The sequence below is a fragment of the Micromonospora sp. NPDC048986 genome (assembly GCF_040649335.1).
Taxonomy (GTDB): Bacteria; Actinomycetota; Actinomycetes; order Mycobacteriales; family Micromonosporaceae; genus Micromonospora; species Micromonospora alfalfae.
Window position 1 is genome coordinate 219,507 of record NZ_JBEZFJ010000013.1, and the last position, 16,175, is coordinate 235,681.

The 16,175-nt window shown below is 71.5% G+C and carries 17 protein-coding genes; 5 read left to right on the forward strand and 12 right to left on the reverse strand.

Annotated features, from left to right (window positions below; all coding sequences use genetic code 11):
• Positions 1–159: 159 nt before the first annotated feature.
• Genes AB0B94_RS25430 through AB0B94_RS25445 form a run of 4 tightly spaced genes read right to left on the reverse strand, consistent with a single transcriptional unit; the run spans position 160 to position 3,651 of the window.
• Positions 160–1,359 (reverse strand): ABC transporter permease, encoded by a 1,200-nt coding sequence (locus AB0B94_RS25430; RefSeq protein WP_357285169.1) that lies wholly within the window; start codon positions 1,357–1,359, stop codon positions 160–162.
• The gene (locus AB0B94_RS25435) at positions 1,359–2,042 is read right to left on the reverse strand and encodes an ABC transporter ATP-binding protein (protein WP_357285270.1); all 684 of its coding nucleotides are present in this window, start codon (positions 2,040–2,042) and stop codon (positions 1,359–1,361) included. The genes AB0B94_RS25430 and AB0B94_RS25435 overlap by 1 nt, the downstream gene beginning before the upstream one ends.
• Before the next feature lie 8 nt (positions 2,043–2,050).
• The gene (locus tag AB0B94_RS25440) at positions 2,051–3,142 is read right to left on the reverse strand and encodes a peptidoglycan-binding domain-containing protein (RefSeq protein WP_357285172.1); all 1,092 of its coding nucleotides are present in this window, start codon (positions 3,140–3,142) and stop codon (positions 2,051–2,053) included.
• Positions 3,139–3,651 carry a hypothetical protein gene (locus AB0B94_RS25445; protein WP_357285175.1) on the reverse strand — a complete coding sequence of 171 codons (513 nt, stop codon included), beginning with the start codon at positions 3,649–3,651 and terminating at the stop codon, positions 3,139–3,141. Before AB0B94_RS25445 ends, AB0B94_RS25440 begins: the two co-directional genes overlap by 4 nt.
• A 141-nt stretch (positions 3,652–3,792) precedes the next feature.
• On the opposite strand from AB0B94_RS25445, the gene AB0B94_RS25450 reads away from it, so the two are divergent.
• Together AB0B94_RS25450 and AB0B94_RS25455 are read left to right on the forward strand one after the other, a co-directional pair.
• The gene (locus AB0B94_RS25450; RefSeq protein WP_238667299.1) at positions 3,793–4,449 is read left to right on the forward strand and encodes a response regulator transcription factor; all 657 of its coding nucleotides are present in this window, start codon (positions 3,793–3,795) and stop codon (positions 4,447–4,449) included.
• A complete protein-coding gene (locus AB0B94_RS25455) occupies positions 4,446–5,600 on the forward strand; it encodes a HAMP domain-containing sensor histidine kinase (RefSeq protein WP_357285178.1) in 1,155 nt (384 codons plus the stop codon). The genes AB0B94_RS25450 and AB0B94_RS25455 overlap by 4 nt, the downstream gene beginning before the upstream one ends.
• Before the next feature lie 30 nt (positions 5,601–5,630).
• On the opposite strand, the gene AB0B94_RS25460 is transcribed toward AB0B94_RS25455, so the two are convergent.
• The 4 genes from AB0B94_RS25460 to AB0B94_RS25475 form a co-directional block, all read right to left on the reverse strand.
• Positions 5,631–6,077 (reverse strand): nucleoside deaminase, encoded by a 447-nt coding sequence (locus AB0B94_RS25460; protein WP_208648837.1) that lies wholly within the window; start codon positions 6,075–6,077, stop codon positions 5,631–5,633.
• A gap of 145 nt (positions 6,078–6,222) precedes the next feature.
• A complete protein-coding gene (locus tag AB0B94_RS25465) occupies positions 6,223–6,750 on the reverse strand; it encodes a tRNA adenosine deaminase-associated protein (RefSeq protein ID WP_112677338.1) in 528 nt (175 codons plus the stop codon).
• A gap of 117 nt (positions 6,751–6,867) precedes the next feature.
• On the reverse strand, positions 6,868–7,035 hold the full coding sequence (locus AB0B94_RS25470) for a hypothetical protein (RefSeq protein WP_167362451.1): 168 nt from the start codon (positions 7,033–7,035) through the stop codon (positions 6,868–6,870).
• Positions 7,036–7,146: 111 nt separating this feature from the next.
• Complete coding sequence (locus AB0B94_RS25475; protein WP_357285183.1) at positions 7,147–7,536, reverse strand: hypothetical protein; 390 nt, start codon at positions 7,534–7,536, stop codon at positions 7,147–7,149.
• Between the two features lie 64 nt (positions 7,537–7,600).
• Between AB0B94_RS25475 and AB0B94_RS25480 the strand changes: the two genes are divergently transcribed.
• Both AB0B94_RS25480 and AB0B94_RS25485 read left to right on the forward strand, forming a co-directional pair.
• Positions 7,601–8,362, forward strand: a complete 762-nt coding sequence (locus tag AB0B94_RS25480; RefSeq protein ID WP_357285187.1) for a M23 family metallopeptidase — start codon at positions 7,601–7,603, stop codon at positions 8,360–8,362.
• A 1-nt stretch (position 8,363) separates the two neighbouring features.
• A complete protein-coding gene (locus tag AB0B94_RS25485) occupies positions 8,364–9,437 on the forward strand; it encodes a PHP domain-containing protein (protein WP_357285190.1) in 1,074 nt (357 codons plus the stop codon).
• 111 nt (positions 9,438–9,548) lie between these two features.
• Here AB0B94_RS25485 and AB0B94_RS25490 read toward each other — a convergent pair whose 3' ends face one another.
• Positions 9,549–10,529: a DMT family transporter gene (locus tag AB0B94_RS25490; protein WP_357285193.1), complete on the reverse strand. Its 981-nt coding sequence runs from the start codon at positions 10,527–10,529 to the stop codon at positions 9,549–9,551.
• Positions 10,530–10,659: 130 nt separating this feature from the next.
• Here AB0B94_RS25490 and AB0B94_RS25495 point away from each other — a divergent pair, with 130 nt between their 5' ends.
• Entirely contained in the window at positions 10,660–12,330 is a 1,671-nt protein-coding gene (locus AB0B94_RS25495) for a DUF885 domain-containing protein (protein ID WP_357285197.1), read from the forward strand.
• Positions 12,331–12,420: 90 nt separating this feature from the next.
• Here the strand turns inward: AB0B94_RS25495 and AB0B94_RS25500 are convergent, their stop codons facing one another.
• The 3 genes from AB0B94_RS25500 to AB0B94_RS25510 form a co-directional block, all read right to left on the reverse strand.
• Complete coding sequence (locus tag AB0B94_RS25500) at positions 12,421–13,857, reverse strand: DUF6114 domain-containing protein (RefSeq protein ID WP_357285201.1); 1,437 nt, start codon at positions 13,855–13,857, stop codon at positions 12,421–12,423.
• A gap of 76 nt (positions 13,858–13,933) precedes the next feature.
• Positions 13,934–14,557, reverse strand: a complete 624-nt coding sequence (locus tag AB0B94_RS25505) for a DUF6230 family protein (RefSeq protein WP_357285205.1) — start codon at positions 14,555–14,557, stop codon at positions 13,934–13,936.
• A 396-nt stretch (positions 14,558–14,953) separates the two neighbouring features.
• Positions 14,954–16,150, reverse strand: a complete 1,197-nt coding sequence (locus AB0B94_RS25510; protein WP_357285209.1) for a DUF3068 domain-containing protein — start codon at positions 16,148–16,150, stop codon at positions 14,954–14,956.
• Positions 16,151–16,175 lie beyond the last annotated feature (25 nt).

A 16,175-nucleotide genomic window follows, 5' to 3' on the forward strand; every position in this document is an offset into this window, starting at 1 on the left:
CGGGCAACACCGCGGAGAGCGTGATGACTGTGGGACATCTTGATGTCTCCCAGTCATCACGCTCTTTCGCGTCCGACGCCCGACCGTGGCAGGCCCCCGCGCCACCGAAGGCCACCCCGGGCCACCGCGGCCACCGAAGGCCACCCCGGGCCGCAGGAGTCAGACGGCGGCCAACGCCTCTGTCGGCGACAGGCGGGCGGCGCGCACCGCCGGGTAAAGGCCGGCGAAGCCGCCGATGACGAGTGTCGCGCCCACCCCGCCGAGCATCGCCCAGGCCGGCACCACCGTCGGCCAGTCCTGCGACAGCGCGTACCCCGCCGTGACCAGGATGCCCAGCAGCACCCCACCGATCCCGCCGAGCGCGGAGAGCAGCAGCGACTCGGTGAGGAACTGGGCCCGTACCTGACCGCGGGTCGCGCCCAGTGACCGGCGCAGGCCGATCTCGGCTCGGCGTTCCAGCACCGAGATCACCATGGTGTTCGCCACGCCGACCCCACCGACCAGCAGGGCGACCGCGCCCAGGCCGAGCAACAGGCCGGTGAACGCGTCGTCGGTCGCCTCGGCGGCGGCCAGCGCGTCCGAGGGCCGGGACACCTCGACCTCGTTCGGCGCCTCCGGGTTGGCGGTCGCGCCGAGCACCGACCGGACCGCCTCGACCTGCGACTCCTGCGCCCGCGTGTAGACGGTGGTCGGGTGACCGTCGAAGCCCAGGTAATCGGCCGCCGCCGCCCAGCCGACCAACGCCGACGTGTCCAGCTCCGGGGCGAGCGGTGCGGCAGCGAGGGTGCCGACCACTGTGAACGGCCGCCCACCCAGCCACACCTGCACCTGCGGGTCCGCCGAGGTGATCCCGAGCCGCTGCGCGGCGGTGGCGCCGAGCACGACCGCCGGGTAGCGGGCGGTCGCCTCGTTGAGCCAGGTGCCGGTGGTCACCTCGGCTCCCACGGTGCCGAGCAGGTCCAGCCGGGCCGCCCGGGTGGCGATGCCACCGGTCTCGGCCGCCGGGATCCGGTCCGAGCGGTACACCTTGGCGTCGGGCACCTGCCCGGTCGCGGACACCTCCGTCACCGGGCCTATCCGCCCGATCATCGCGATCGACTCCTCGGGCAGTTGCGCGTCCGCGCCGAACAGTGTGGCGCCCGGCTCGACCGTGAGCAGGTTGGTGCCGAGCGCGTCGAGCGCCCGGTCCAGCTCGGCCCGGGACGACGAGGAGATACCGACCACCGCGATCATCGCGGCGATGCCGATCGCGATGCCCAACGCGGAGAGAAACGCCCGCAGCGGACGGGTCCGCAACCCCACCCCACCGACGCGCACGACGTCCGCCGGCCGCAGTCGGGCCGGGGTCAGCGTCGCCATCAGCCGACCCCGCCCGACGCGAGGGCCGAGTCGTGCCGCACCGCGCCGTCGCGCATCCGCACCTGCCGGGGCAGGCTTCCCGCGATCTCCCGATCATGAGTGATCACCACGACTGTGGTGCCGGCCCGGTGCAGATCGTGCAGCAACTCCAACACGCCGGCACCGGAGTGGGAGTCCAGGTTGCCGGTCGGCTCGTCGGCGAGCAGCACCGCCGGCTCGCCGACCACAGCGCGGGCCACTGCCACCCTCTGCCGTTCCCCGCCGGACAGCTCGTGCGGCCGGTGCCCCAACCGGTGGCCCAGGCCGACCTGGACCAACGCGGCCTCCGCCCGGTCCCGCCGCCGCCGCAGCGGCACGCCGGAGTAGAGCAACCCGTCGGCCACGTTGTCCACGACCGGAACGCCGGGAGCGAGGTGGAACTGCTGGAAGACGAAGCCGATCCGGGTGGCCCGCAGCGCTGACAACTCCCGGTCGGTCAGCTTCGCCGCGTCGTACCCGTCGATGAGCACGCTGCCCGACGACGGCCGGTCCAGGGTGCCGATCAGGTGCAGCATTGTCGACTTGCCCGATCCGGATGGGCCGACGATCGCCACCAACTCGCCGTGACCGATCCGCAGCGAAACGTCGTCCAACGCGACGACGCCGCCGGCGTACCGCTTGCTGACCCGGTCGAGCACTATCACCTCGCCGCTCACGTCGGCACCACCACGGTCGTGCCCTCGGTGAGGCCCGTACCGGTGACCTCCACCCGGCCGTCGGCGAACAACCCGGTGGTCACCGCGAGGACCCGGCTCCCGTCGCCATCGGCGACCTGGACGCCGTAGCCGCCCTCGGCCAGCGCCAACAGGGCCGCCACCGGCACCGTGAGCACGTCGCGGCGCTCCGACACGGTGAACGTGACGTCCGCGCTGGCCTTGTCGAAGCCGGTGAGGGCCTTCGGGTCGGTCACCGCGACTGTCACCTCGATCTTCGTCTCGGCGTCGCCGGCCTGCCCGTTGGCGCCGGTCGCGCCGGCCTGGACGACGGTCTCGACAGTGCTGACCGTGCCCGCCACCGACCGTCCGTCCGGCAGCCGCACGGTGACCTTCGCGTCGCGCTTGGCCAACCGCTGGTCGTCCACGTCCAACTCGACTGTGACGACCCGGCTGGTGCCGGTGTAGGTCAGCACCGCCTGCCCGGGCTGGGTCAGGTCGCCGACGTCGACCTGGTGGCTCTCCACCCGGACCTCCCGGTCGGCGTACACGACCCGCCCCGGCTCGACCCGACCGTTCTCGGTCAGGCCCAGGTCCTCCTGCCAGTCCCGGACGGCGTCCGCGGTGGCACCGGTGTACTCGTCGTCGACGGTGAAGCCGGTGTAGCCCAACGCTTCGAGGTTCTTCTCGAACTGCGTGACGTCGGGCCCCTCCACCCCGGGGGCGAGGGTGCGGTACGCGGGCAACCCGCCGTAGAGCAGCACCACCTCCTCGTTGTCGACCAGGTAGAGCGCCCTGCCCCGGCGTAGCGTCGACCCGGTGGCCGCCAGCGCGGTGACGGTGCCGCTGAGCTTCGCCGTGGCGGTACGCGTCGCGCCGTACCCCAGCTCACCGTCCGCGGTCTCCGAGTCGGCGAGGGTCTGCCGGGTGACGGTGGCGGTGGCGGGTGGCGCGCTGCCGGCCTGGGCGCGGCCCCCGTCGGCGCTGCCGTCGAAGCCGACCGCGGCGATCACGCCCACGGCGGCGACCAGCAGGACGACGCCGCCGGTGACGGCGGCGCGCAGCCGCGAGCGTCGGATGGCGCCGGTCACCGGCCACCTCCGAACTGCGGCGCGTGCTGCCGGCACTTCTCCAGCGCGGCCTTCATGGCCGGGTCGCCGATGTTGATCGCGTTGCCTCCCGCCCCGATGCGGACCCGCCCGTTGGCATCCGGGTCCGGGAAGTCCGGCACCCCGTTCTCCCGCATGCACTTGGCCAGCGTCCGCATCTGCTCGGCCTGCTCGGGGTTGAGCTGCGGTCCCTGCCCGCCGTTGGGCAGCTTGTCCTGACACTTCTCCATGGCCGCCTGGACCTTCTGCTGATCCACGTCCGCCCCGAGCCGGAAGCCGGGACGACCGCCCGGCTCCGGGTCGGGCATGTCCACGCCGTTCTCCCGCATGCACCGCGCGAAGGCGAGTTGCCGCTCCGAGTCGCTGACCGGCGTGGCACTCGCCGCGGTCTCGGCCTTCGCCCCACCGGCGGTCGCGACCCCGCCGCCATCGTCGCCTCCCGCGCCGCACCCGGACAGCGCCAGGGCGAGCAGGACGGGGATCGCAAGCATCTGTCGTCGCATGGTGTCCGCTTCCGCTCAGGTCCGGCGCGGTTCGCCGAACGAGACACCCAGTGCACGGCGGCGGGCGTATCCCCGGCGTTACCGTCGGCGGTTATGCCGGCGTTACCGCACCCCGAGCACCATGGAGGGGTGAGAGTGCTGGTGGTCGAGGACGAGAACGTGCTGGCCGACGCGATCGCCGAGTGGCTGCGTCGGGAGTCGTTCGCTGTCGACGTGGCGTACGACGGGGACGCCGCCCTGGAACGGCTCGGCGTCAACGAGTACGCGGTGGTGGTCCTGGACCGGGACCTGCCGGTGGTGCACGGCGACGACGTGTGCCGGGCGATAGTGGACGCGGGCGGGGAGACCCGGGTGCTGATGTTGACCGCGTCGGCGGCCGTCCGGGAACGGGTGGCGGGGTTGGCGCTCGGCGCCGACGACTACCTGACCAAGCCGTTCGCCCTGGTCGAGCTGTCGGCCCGGGTGCACGCGCTGACCCGCCGGTCCCGCCCGGCGGCACCGCCGACGCTGCGTCGCGCCGGCATCCAGCTCGACCCGGCCCGACACGAGGTACGCCGCGACGACAGGCACGTGGCGCTGTCCCGCAAGGAGTTCGCGGTGCTCGCCGAACTGCTGCGCGCCGAAGGCGCTGTGGTTTCCGCCGAGGACCTGCTGGAACGCGCCTGGGACGAGCACATCGACCCGTTCACCAACGTGGTCCGGGTGACAGTCATGAAGCTGCGCCGCAAACTCGGCGACCCGCCGGTGATCGAGACGGTCCCCGGGGCGGGGTACCAGATCCGATGAAACGCCTCACGATCCGCGCCCGGCTCACCCTCATCTACGGCGGGCTCTTCCTGTTGGCCGGCGTGGTCCTGCTCGCCGTCACGTACGTGCTGGTGGATCAGCGGATGCCGCAGCCGTTCGGGGTGAGCCTGCGGGACCTGCCGAAGACCGCCCCCACGACGCCCAGCGGGCAGAACGTCGACAACCTGCGCGCCCTGTTGCAGGAGGTGCAGGAGGAGGCGAAGCGCAACGCGCTGGAGTCGCTGCTCACCCAGGGCGGTATCGCGTTGATCGTGGTGTCGACGGTGGCGATCGCGTTCGGCTGGCTGCTCGCCGGTCGGGCGTTGCAGCCCCTGCTCCAGATCACCGGCACGGCCCGCCGGATCGCCGGCGCGGACACCGCCGGCCGTGGCCTGCACGAGCGGATCGCGCTCACCGGCCCTGCCGACGAGGTGCGCGAACTCGCCGACACCTTCGACGAGATGCTGGAACGGCTGGACCGCTCCTTCGACGGGCAGCGCCGGTTCGTGGCGAACGCCTCGCACGAGCTGCGTACCCCGCTGGCGCTCAACCGCGCCCTGGTGGAGCTGGCGGTCACCCGCCCCGACGCCTCGGCGGAGACCCGGCGACTGGGCGAGTCGCTGTTGGCGGTCAACGAACGCCACGAGCGACTGATCGACGGTCTGCTGACCCTGGCCGACTCGGAGAACGAGCTGACCGACCGTACGCCGGTCGACCTGGCCGAGGTGTGCGCGCACACTACCGAGCAGGCCGGGAAGCAGGCACCCGACGTGCCGGTTCGGCGGGTCCTGGCCCCTGCGCTGACCAGCGGCGATCCGGTGCTGTTGGAGCGGCTCACGTTCAACCTGGTGGAGAACGCGTTGCGCCACAACCTGCCCACCGACGGTTGGGTGGAGGTGCGCACCGGGCTGGTCGACGGCCGGCCCACCCTCACCGTGAGCAACACCGGCCCGGTCATTCCCGGCTACGACGTCGAGACGATGTTCCAGCCCTTCCGTCGGCTGTCACGCGAGCGGGTCGTCGGCGCGCGGGGCTTCGGGCTGGGGCTGTCCATCGTCCGCGCGGTGGCCCGCGCGCACGGCGGCACTGCCGAGGCGCAGCCCCGCCCGGACGGCGGTCTGATCGTCACTGTCACCCTGCCACCGCCCTGACCGGGGCCGGCCGAGGCTCTGACACACGCCCTAGCGGAAGAACGCGCGCAGGACGGTGGCGGTCTCGGCCTCAAGCACCCCGCCGTAGACCTCGGGGCGGTGGTTGAGCCGACGGTCCCGCAGCACGTCCCAGAGCGAACCGGCCGCGCCGGTCTTGGGCTCCCACGCGCCGAACACGACTGTGGAGACCCGGGCCAGCACCAGCGCCCCGGCGCACATGGTGCACGGTTCGAGGGTGACCACCAGGGTGCAGCCGTCCAGCCGCCAGCGGCCGGTGCGCTCGGCGCCCCGGCGCAGGGCCAGCACCTCGGCGTGGGCGGTCGGGTCACCGGTCAGCTCGCGCTCGTTGCGTCCGGTGGCCAACTCGGTGCCGTCCGGACCGTAGAGCACCGCCCCCACCGGCACGTCGTCGACGTCGGTGCTGACAGTGTCGTCGACGGGTGGACCGGCGACGGCGACCTCCAGGGCGCGGCGCATCCACAGCTCGTGCCGCTGCCGTCGGCCGACCTCACCCAGGTCGGCCAGGCCCTCGTGGGCGCCGGGCCCGGCGCGGCTCACCGCGCCCGGGGTCGGCTGGCCCGGTCGGATCGACTCCAGCGACGGATCGGTGGCGTCGGCCGGCTCAGACCTCACGCAGCTCCTCGACCTCGTCGGCGCAGCCGAGCACCTGGCAGATCTCGGCGGTGACGTCCGCCGGCATCATCCCCTCGTGGGTGCAGAGGGTCAGCAGCTTCTGCGCGGAGATGCCCAGGTTGGCCAGCAGGTCGGCCTCGCCGACCGGGTCGGCTTCCGGGTCGACGACGGGCTGTTCGCTCTCCTCGTCACCGGTGCTCACCGGGCGTGGCTCGTCGTCACCGTCGAGCCCGGTGACCGAGGTCTTCAGGTCACCGACCAGCAGCGCCCCGAGCTGTGACTCCTCGGCGTACGCGGAGTCCGAACCGAACACCCGCAGGTCCTCGCCCTCGTCGAGGCGCAGGATCACCAGGTAGGCGTCGTCGGCCTCGACGAAGAGCAGCGACACGTCGGCCTCCTGGTCGACGTCACGCAGCCGGTCGGCGACCTCGTCGATGTCGGTGGCGCCACGCAGGCTGACCTCGGCGGCGGTCCAGCCACTGTCGTCGCGCACCACGGCCGCAGCGAAGTACGACACGGTCCCCCCAATAGCCCTCGACACAGCGTCGACTCGTTACGCGTGCACGTTAGCCGGTCGGGTCGGCAGGCGACCCGTCAACGCCCCGAAGGGCGGGTCATTCCTGACAAAGTCGGATCAGCCGACGACTCGACGGCGGGTGGCGATGAGCTGGCGCAGACGCTCGGTGCGCTGCCGCTGGGGTCGGCTGCGCTGGCGGACCGCCCGGGCGCCCGCCAACTCGGCCAGCAACTGCAGTCGACGGCGATTGCGATCGGGATCCTGCCGGGGAGTGGTCCAGGCCATGGTCCCGAGCGTGCCGAGTCTCGGCGGCCACGTCAAGACGGCGTTCGCTACGCAGCCAACCGGGCACACGGTGCAGTCACCGAGCGCCGTTTCGGGGCCCGTCCGTACCGGTCACCACAGCGGCCAGTCACCACTGGTGGCCCAGCGGACCGCCACCACGGCGGCGGCGATGCTCCAACCACCCGCGGTGACGATGGCGACCCCGGTGGCCACCCCTCGGTCGCCATAGCGGACCAGCACCAGGGCGGTGACCCAGGCCAGCAGGCCGGCGAACACCGTCCACCACGCGTAGCTGGCCACGTCGGTGCCGAGCAGGCCGAACAGCAGCAGCCAACCGGCCGCCGCGCCACCACCGGCGGCGACACCACCGCCGGTGACCGGGTGCGGCTCGCGGTAGGTGGGCCGCGTCGGTGGCCCCGACGGAAAGAGACCTGACGGGGTACGCGGCACCTGGCGGACGGCACCGAAATCCGGGCCATTGTCGGGTCGGGCAATGGTCACCGTCGTTGCCCTCCCTCACGCGTGCCGCTCGTGCCCACGGTACCGGCTCTGCCAGGATGACCGGATGTCCTCGCCGACGATCAGCCGCCGCGCTCGTCCGGCGTACCCGATCCTGCTGCTGCTCGCCCCGGTGCTGGCCGCCGGCTGTGCGACCACCCGACCGGGGGTGCCCGACGGCGCCGCGCCGACGCCACCTTCGGTCTGGGCGACCGCCGACCAGCCGGCGTCACAGCCGCCCGCGCCGGCGGCGACCGGGTCGAGTTCCCCGGCGTCGCCGTCGGCCAGGCCGTCGGCGACGGCACCCCGCGCCGGGCTGAAGCACGTCTTTCCGGTACGCGCGGACGACGTCGACTACCACCCGACGCACGGGGCGTACCCGGCGACGGATCTCTTCGCCGACTGCGGCGAGCCGTTCGTGGCGGTGACCGACGGGACGGTGTTGGAGGTGAGCCGCGTCGACCGGTACCGCAAGCGTGGGCCGCAGGGCCCTGACAACGGCGGTCTGTCGGTCGCCCTGCTCGGCGACGACGGGGTGCGCTACTACGGCTCGCACCTGAGTGTCGTGACCAGCGGAGTCGACGCCGGTGCGCGGGTCCGCGCCGGGCAGCAGCTCGGCAAGGTGGGCCGCACCGGCAACGCGAACAACGTGTGTCATGTGCACTTCGGCATCTCGCCGTCGTGCGCGGGCAAGGACGGCTGGTGGATCCGGCGCGGGGTGATCTGGCCGGCGCGTTACCTGGACTCCTGGCGGCGCGGCGGCAACCGGGAGCCGGCCGCCGAGGTCACCGCGTGGCAACGCCGGCACGGCTGCCCGAAGGCGCCCTGACATGGCTCGCGCGAGGGATCCCATCGCCGACCTGCGCCGGATCGCGTTCCTGTTGGAACGGGCGAACGAGGCCACCTACCGGGTACGCGCGTTCCGGTCGGCGGCGAAGGCGCTGGCCGGTCTGCCTGCTGCCGAGCTGGCCGAACGGGCCGGCAACGGCACGCTCACCGAGTTGGCCGGTGTCGGTGACGTCACGGCCCGCTGCGTGGCGGAGTCTCTCGCCGGTGAGGAACCGGTCTACCTCCGCCGCCTGGTGGCGACCGAGGGCAGCGACCTGGACGCCGAGGCCACGGCGCTCCGCGCCGCCCTGCGCGGCGACTGTCACACCCACTCGGACTGGTCCGACGGCGGGTCGCCCATCGAGGAGATGGCGTTGGCCGCTGTGGAGTTGGGCCACGAGTATCTGGTGTTGACCGACCACTCGCCCCGGCTGACGGTGGCCCGGGGGCTGACCGCGGAGCGGCTGCGCCGGCAGCTCGACCACGTGGCGCAGGTCAACGCGGCGCTGCCCGAGGGTTTCCGGATCCTCACCGGGATCGAGGTGGACATCCTCGCTGACGGTTCCCTGGACCAGGACGACGACCTGTTGGCGCGGCTCGACGTGGTGGTGGGGTCGGTGCACAGCGGTTTGAAGGATGAGCGGTCGAAGATGACCCGGCGCATGCTGAAGGCGGTCGCGAACCCGCACCTGGACATCCTCGGTCACGTCACCGGCCGGATGGTGTCGTCCCGCCCGGCCGGGGTGACCGGTCCGGGCGATCGGGGGCACCGCGCGCGGACCCGGGCGGAGAGCGACTTCGACGCGGAAGCGGTCTTCGCCGCCTGCGCCGAGCACGACACCGCCGTCGAGATCAACTCTCGTCCGGAGCGGCAGGACCCGCCGAAACGCCTGATCCGGCGCGCGTTGGAGGCCGGTTGCCGGTTCGCCATCAACACGGATGCGCACGCCCCCGGCCAGCTCGACTGGCAACGGTTCGGCTGCGAACGCGCCGCCCTTTGCGGGGTCCCCGCCGACCGTGTGGTCAACACCTGGTCGGCAGAGCAGTTGGTGGCCTGGACGCACGACCGCTCCTGATCAGCCCGCCTCTGCTCTTCGGGGCTGAACCACTCGCGTTTCATGAAATCGGGGTGTCCGGTCCGCCGGACACCCCGATTCCCAGGAAAACCGAGTCGATCAGGTGGTCTGTCAGCGGTGGGCGGGTTCGGCGGCGGGGGCGGCGGGAGCGCCGACGCCGACGACCGGGCTGCTCCGGCGGCGGCTGAACATCCCCTGCGAAACCGCGACCCCGAGCAACACGATCAGCGCGCCGACCGGTTGGTGCCAGTTGAGTCGTTCGTCGAGCGCCAGCGCACCGATCAGCACCGCGAAGATCGGAATCAGGTACGTGACTGTGGACGCGGTGCTCGCGCCGGCCACCCGGATGTTGCGCATGTTGATCACGAACGCGAGCCCGGTGCCGAGCGCGCCGAGGGTCAGCACACTTGCCACCACCCCCGCCGACAGCTCGGTGGGCAGCGGCGGCAGGCCGGCGACGAAGGGGGCGACGATGGCCAACTGCGCGGCCGCGAGCAGCAGTTGCGCGGTGGAGAGCGACAGACCGGAGTACGCGCTGCCGGCGACGAACCGCTTCTGGTACGGGATGGCCACGCCGTAGCAGGCCGCCGCACCGAAGCACATGAGCTGCCCGGTGAAGTGCGCCCCGCCGATGCCCTCCCAGACCCCGAGCACCACCAGCACCCCGACGAAGCCCAGCCCGAGCCCGACCGCACGGCGCACTGTGAGCCGCTCGGTGCGGAAGACCAGCACCGCCAGCGGCAGCACGATCAACGGCGTGGTGGCGTTCCAGATGCCGGCCAGCATCGACTCGACGCGCTGCTCGCCGTAGCCGAAGAGGGTGAACGGCACTGCCACGCCGAAGGCGGCGACGACGGTCAGGTGGGCCCAGACCCGGGGCTCGCGGGGCAGCCGGTCGCGCAGCGCGGCGAGGACCACCAGCAGGGTCAGCGCGCCGGCGACGACCCGGTAGAGGGTGAGTTGCACCGGGTGCAGCTCGGCCACCCCGACCTTGATGAAGAGAAAACTGGAACCCCAGATCGCGGCGAGGGCGACAAAGCCGGGCAGCCAGGCACGGACCGGCGCTTTGTCAGGAGTGGTATCGGTGTTCACCCCTGACACTCTGCCGCAACCGTGCGACAAAGTCGCGCGCCTTTCGGCCGTCACGCCGTGCCTCAACCCGCAGCTCCAACACGGCAAACGTCGGCGACATGGGGGCGGCGTGGTCACGTAGGGTCGCAGCGTGGGACGAATTGATGAACTCGCCAACCGCTACGTGGCCGAGTGGGCGCCGTTGAGCCCCACCGGCGCCACCTTCGTCGGCATCGCCGGCCATGACGACCAGCTCGACGACCTCTCGCCCGACGGCTACGGGGCACGCGCGGACCTCACCCGCCGGACCCTCGCCGAGCTGGAGGTGACCGAGCCGGAGACCGAATCGGAACGGACCGCCAAGGAGGCCATGCAGGAACGACTCGGCCTGGACCTCGCCCGGTACGACGCCGGTGAGGTGACCAGCGAGGTCAGCGTGATCACCAGCGGGCTGCACGAGATCCGCATGGTGTTCGACCTGATGCCCACCGCGACCAGCGACGATCAGGCCAACATCGCGGCCCGGCTCAACGGCTTCGGCGCCGCGCTGGAGGGCTACAAGACCACACTGCGTGCGGCGCTCGCCGCCGGTGAGGTCAGCTCGAAGGTGCAGCTGGTCGAGGTGGCCAAGCAGTGCGACATCTGGGTCGACCCGACCGGTGACAACTTCTTCCACGGGCTGGTCGAGCGGCTCGGGGCGGAGGGCACCCTCGGCTCGGAGCTGCGTCGGGGTGCTGCTGCGGCGACAGCGGCGACAGCCGAGTTCGGCCAGTTCCTGCGTAGTGAGCTGGCCCCGCACGGGCGGGACAAGCAGGCCGCCGGCCGGGAGCGCTACGAGCTCGCCTCGCAGTACTTCCTCGGCGCCAAGGTCGACCTGGACGAGACGTACGCCTGGGGCTTCGCGGAGCTGGCCCGCCTGGAGGCGGAGATGCGGGTCGTGGCGGGGCGCATCGCCGGCTCCGGTGCCACAGTCGACGAGGCAGTGGCCACCCTGGACGCCGACCCCGCCCGGACCATCCAGGGCAAGGAGGCGTTCCGGGACTGGATGCAGGCGTTGGCCGACAAGGCGATCACCGAGCTGCACGGCACCCACTTCGACATCCCGGAGCAGGTCCGCCGCATCGAGTGCTGCCTCGCCCCGACCAGCGACGGCGCCATCTACTACACCGGCCCCAGTGAGGACTTCTCCCGCCCGGGTCGGATGTGGTGGGCGGTGCCGCAGGGCATCAGCGACTTCTCCACCTGGCGCGAGGTGACAACGGTCTATCACGAGGGCGTGCCGGGTCACCATCTCCAGGTGGCGCAGACCGCCGTCCGGGCCGATCTGCTCAACCGTTGGCAGCGGCTGCTCTGCTGGGTCTCCGGGCACGGCGAGGGCTGGGCGCTCTACTCGGAGCGGCTGATGGACGAGCTGGGCTACCTGGATGATCCGGGCGACAAGCTGGGCATGCTCGACGGCCAGGCGATGCGTGCGGCACGAGTGATCGTGGACATCGGCATGCACCTGGAGCTGGAGATCCCGAAGGACAACCCGTTCGGTTTCCACCCGGGCGAGCGGTGGACGCCCGAGCTGGGCTGGGAGTTCATGCGGGCACACTGCCGGGTTCCGGACGAGAACCTGCGCTTCGAGCTGAACCGCTACCTGGGTTGGCCGGGACAGGCGCCCTCGTACAAGGTGGGTGAGCGGATCTGGCTCCAGGCCCGCGAGGACGCCAAGGCCCGCAAGGGCGCCGACTTCGACCTGCGGGAGTTCCACCGGCAGGCGTTGGACCTGGGTGCCCTGGGTCTCGACCCGCTGCGCCGGGCGCTGGCCCGGCTCTGACCGGGCGGTGGCTGCGCGCGCCGACGGTACGACGAGTCCGTCGCCGCGCGCGGCCACCTGCGCGCCGAGGCTGCTGGCGCGACCGAGCGCTCAGCCGAGGGTGAGTGCCAGCGCCGGGCGGGCGGTGAGCGTGTCGCTGGTGACGTACGCCAGGTCGATGGTGGGGTCGGTGAACGTGATCGGGATGGGCGAGGTGATCGGAAGGCCGTCCGGTAGCGGCAGATCCGGGGTCAGAGTGATCTTGATGCCGAGCAGTCGGCCGACGAACCGGGTCGCATAGAAGGCCACGTCTCCCCGGACGGTCAGCTGGTTGGTCGCGTACCGCTGGTTGCGGCCCGCAGGGCCGTCGGCCCGCAGCAGGAAGTCGGCGGTCACCGCCTCCCGCATGCTGAACTTCAGCACCTTGAGGTCGCCCTTCACGGTGTGCAGGTCGGTGACCCCGTCGAACCGCAGCCCGGTCATCCGCACCGACGACCCGGTGAGCTTCGACGGCGTCTGGGCCACCGTCGGCAGGGCCGGATCGGCGACGATGCGCGGCAGGAGTTTGCCCGGCTGCACCGTTGCCGGCCGCTCGGGTGCCGGTTTGCCGGGCTTGCCAGGGGCCGGTTTGCCCGGGGGCTGCGACGGACAGTCGGCGGGGCCGGGGCGGGGCGTCGCCGTGCTGGTCGGCCGGGCTGTCGGCGTGGCGGTGGGACGCACCGAGGGCGCGGGGTCCGCCTGGTCTCCGATGCCGAGCAGATCCCCGATCCCGTCCAGGATGTCGGTGATCACGTTGCCGCCCCGCGTCGGGCTCGGGGTGGGCGTCGGCGTGGCGGCGCTGCGACCGGGCGACGGGGTGACGGCCCGGGGCGGGGTGGGACAGCCGGTCGGGGCCTGTCGATTCGGTGCGGCCTGCACCGCTCGGGGCTGGGCGGCCAGGCCGACGGCGGCCAGGCCGAGGACCACGAGAGCGATGGCGAAGGCTCGCGGATCAGCGGAACGCCCCGGCCACGCGGGCGGCGCACCCTCGTCGGAGGCTCCGGCCCCCGGATGATCGACCCGCACGACAGCGCCCTCGCCGGCACCGCCCTGGTCATCGTTGCCCTGGTCATCGTCTTGCTGCTCGATCTCGGCCGGCGGCAGGGTGGGTGGTGTGGGGTGGATCGGCGTCCAGGCGAAGGCGAGCGCGCTGCCGACGATGCCGAGCAGCAGGCCGACGAAGAAGCCGCCCAGGTTGAGCCCGATCAGCGAGTACACAGCGGTGACCGCCGCGACGACCGAGTAGAACAGCCGCTGTGCCGGGGTGAACCAGAGCAGCAGGCCACAGGTCACCAGGATGATCGGGATCAGTAGCGAGAGCAGGCCGGTCGCACCGCTGTGGAAGCTGAGGCCGTTGAGGGTCATCCGGGTGGAGGCGAACATCTCCAGCCCGGCCAGGGCGATGAGCAACCCGCCCCAGAACGGCCGGCTGCGCTGCCAGCGGCGGAAGGTCCGCCACGCCTGAGCCGGACCACCGGGCCGGGCGTGGGACGGGTTCGCGGTTGTCACGTACTCCTCCTGGCCGAGCGGGGATGGGGGCATGGGCCCGGCCCGCGGTGCCGACCACCGCGGGCCTCGGCTCAGCTCAGAAGCACTCCTTGCCCTTGGCGTCGTCACCCACATTGACCTTGAGTCGGAGGCCGACCAGGTTGAACGTGGCCGCCGTGGTGTAGCGGGACACCTGTTGCAGGTTGGTGATGGTGACGTGGTCGGAGTTCTGGCCGAACGAGCCGGCCTGAGCCGTCGGGTTCAGGTCGGTGGCGTCCCGACCGATCCTGATGTTGGTGAAGGTCGCGTTGCCGTTCAACGTGTCCATCGCGATCAGTAGGTCCTTGGCGCGGGCGGGTTCCTTACCCTCGCCGGCGTTGATGGTGAGCACCACAGGCAGGCCCGGCAGGTCGGCGCGGACGGACTGGCAGAGGCTGTACAACTCGGCGCTGCTGATCTCGGAGAGCGCGATCGGGTGGACCTTGCCGGACTTCCCGTCGGTGCCCTTCTCGCGGACGATGCCGCCGTACTGCTTGAAGCCGTCGCCCTCCAGGCGGTCGGCGCCGATCTTGAACGTCTGCCCGGAGACAGTGATGTCGGACGCGATCGCGCCGGTCGACATTCCGAAGAGGATGGCGCCGGCAGCCGCCGTGGCGGGCACCATCATGGCGGCGAAACGCCACCATCGGGTACGACCCTGACTGTCTATCCGATCCTGCACGGGTTCCTCCTCGGGTCGATGCGCGCGAGTGGCCGGTCCCGAGCGGGCGGCCCGCGCTGGGAGCCCGCGTTCTGTTACCGGCTGGTAACCATCGGGCTTGATGGTGCACCCGTTGCGGCGCAGGTCACAACCCCCCGATTACCGAGCGGTAACAGTCGGGCGACGCGGCGGAGCTGGGACATCACGGAAGGTGAGCCGATTCGTCCCCGCAACACTCCTATATGTCCACAAGCTGGGCGCGATGCGGCAGATCGATCAGCGCAACGTGACGCTGCATTGACTAATTACAATCGAATAACAAATGTAAAGCACGCAGGTCGTACGGGGTGTCACACAGGTCGAGGGGTGGACCGCGTAGCGGTCCACCCCTCGGTCGTACGTCCTGTCCTACGCGCGTCAGCGCTGCTCCACCTCGCCCGGAGCCGGACGCTGGGTCGGCACGGTCGGGTCCTCCGACTTCCAGTTGGTCGAAGCCGGCGGGATCTCGTCGGTCAGTGGCCCGCCGACCGGCTGCGGCCTGGGCTGCTCGACGGTGTCCGTGTCGCGCACCGGCTCCTGGTCCACCCGGGTCGGCGTCGGGTCGGCGACCGCCGGCTCGGCGCGGTGCCGGGCCGTCCCACCCTCGGGTCGGGTCACCAGCCACACACCGAAGATGACAGCGATCAGACCGAGGACACCAGCGACGATCGGGCCCCAGAAGCTGATCAGGCCGATCTTGAAGCGGTTGTCCTTGACCGTCTCGACACTGCGGCTGACCGTGTCGTCGGTGTAGTTGAAGTCCGCGTCCAACAGCACGGTGGGGGTGCCGGTGTCAGGGCGCAACTCCTTGTGCTGCTGCTCCCGCACGTTCACGTAGGAGCCGGTGACCGGGTCGACCCAGAGCGTACGGATGTTGCTGTAGACGATCTGGCCGTTGGTGGCACCCGGGGCGAACTTGCCGACCAGCGTCTGGATGCTGCTCTCCGGGGTGGCCAGCACCTCGTTCTCGATCCGCTGCTCGAAGCGGTACGCCTCGATGCCCTTGATCTTCTCGGTGCCGACGAACTTGGCCGGGACGGCCCGCTTCAGGTCACGGTCGAAAACCTGGTAGTCGCGCTTGGCAGTGCCGAACGGGAACTTGTAGATCTGGCCGGTGTACTTCACGTTGCCGACCGGAGTCCCGTCCGCCCCGGTCTCGTTGAGCCACTGGTCCTTCCACGAGGCGGCCGCACCGGAGATCCGGTAGAGAGCGAGTTCGGTGCTGTACTGGCTGACCACGTCCTGGTTGTCGGTGCGCCGGACCGTCTGGTAGACGTCCCAGATCACCGCGTCACCCTTGAGGTCCTCGGGCAGCCGATCCTTGGTGTCGTCGGGCTGTGGGATGACCTCCACGTTGGACACCAGGTCGCCCTGCGGAACCTCGATGCTCACCGAACTGCCGGTGGCCGTGATCTTCAGGAACCTGGCGTTCTTCGCCTCGGCGACGGACGTCGTCGGCTCAAGATCGTAGGGGAGCTTGGTCACGGCGGGGGCCACGTAAAACGGCAGCCCGGCCGCGAAGACCAGCAATAAGACGCCAAGCCCGAAGAGCGCGGCGCCCACGCGAAGCTTCACTCATCCTCCTGTAACCTGCCGCCCT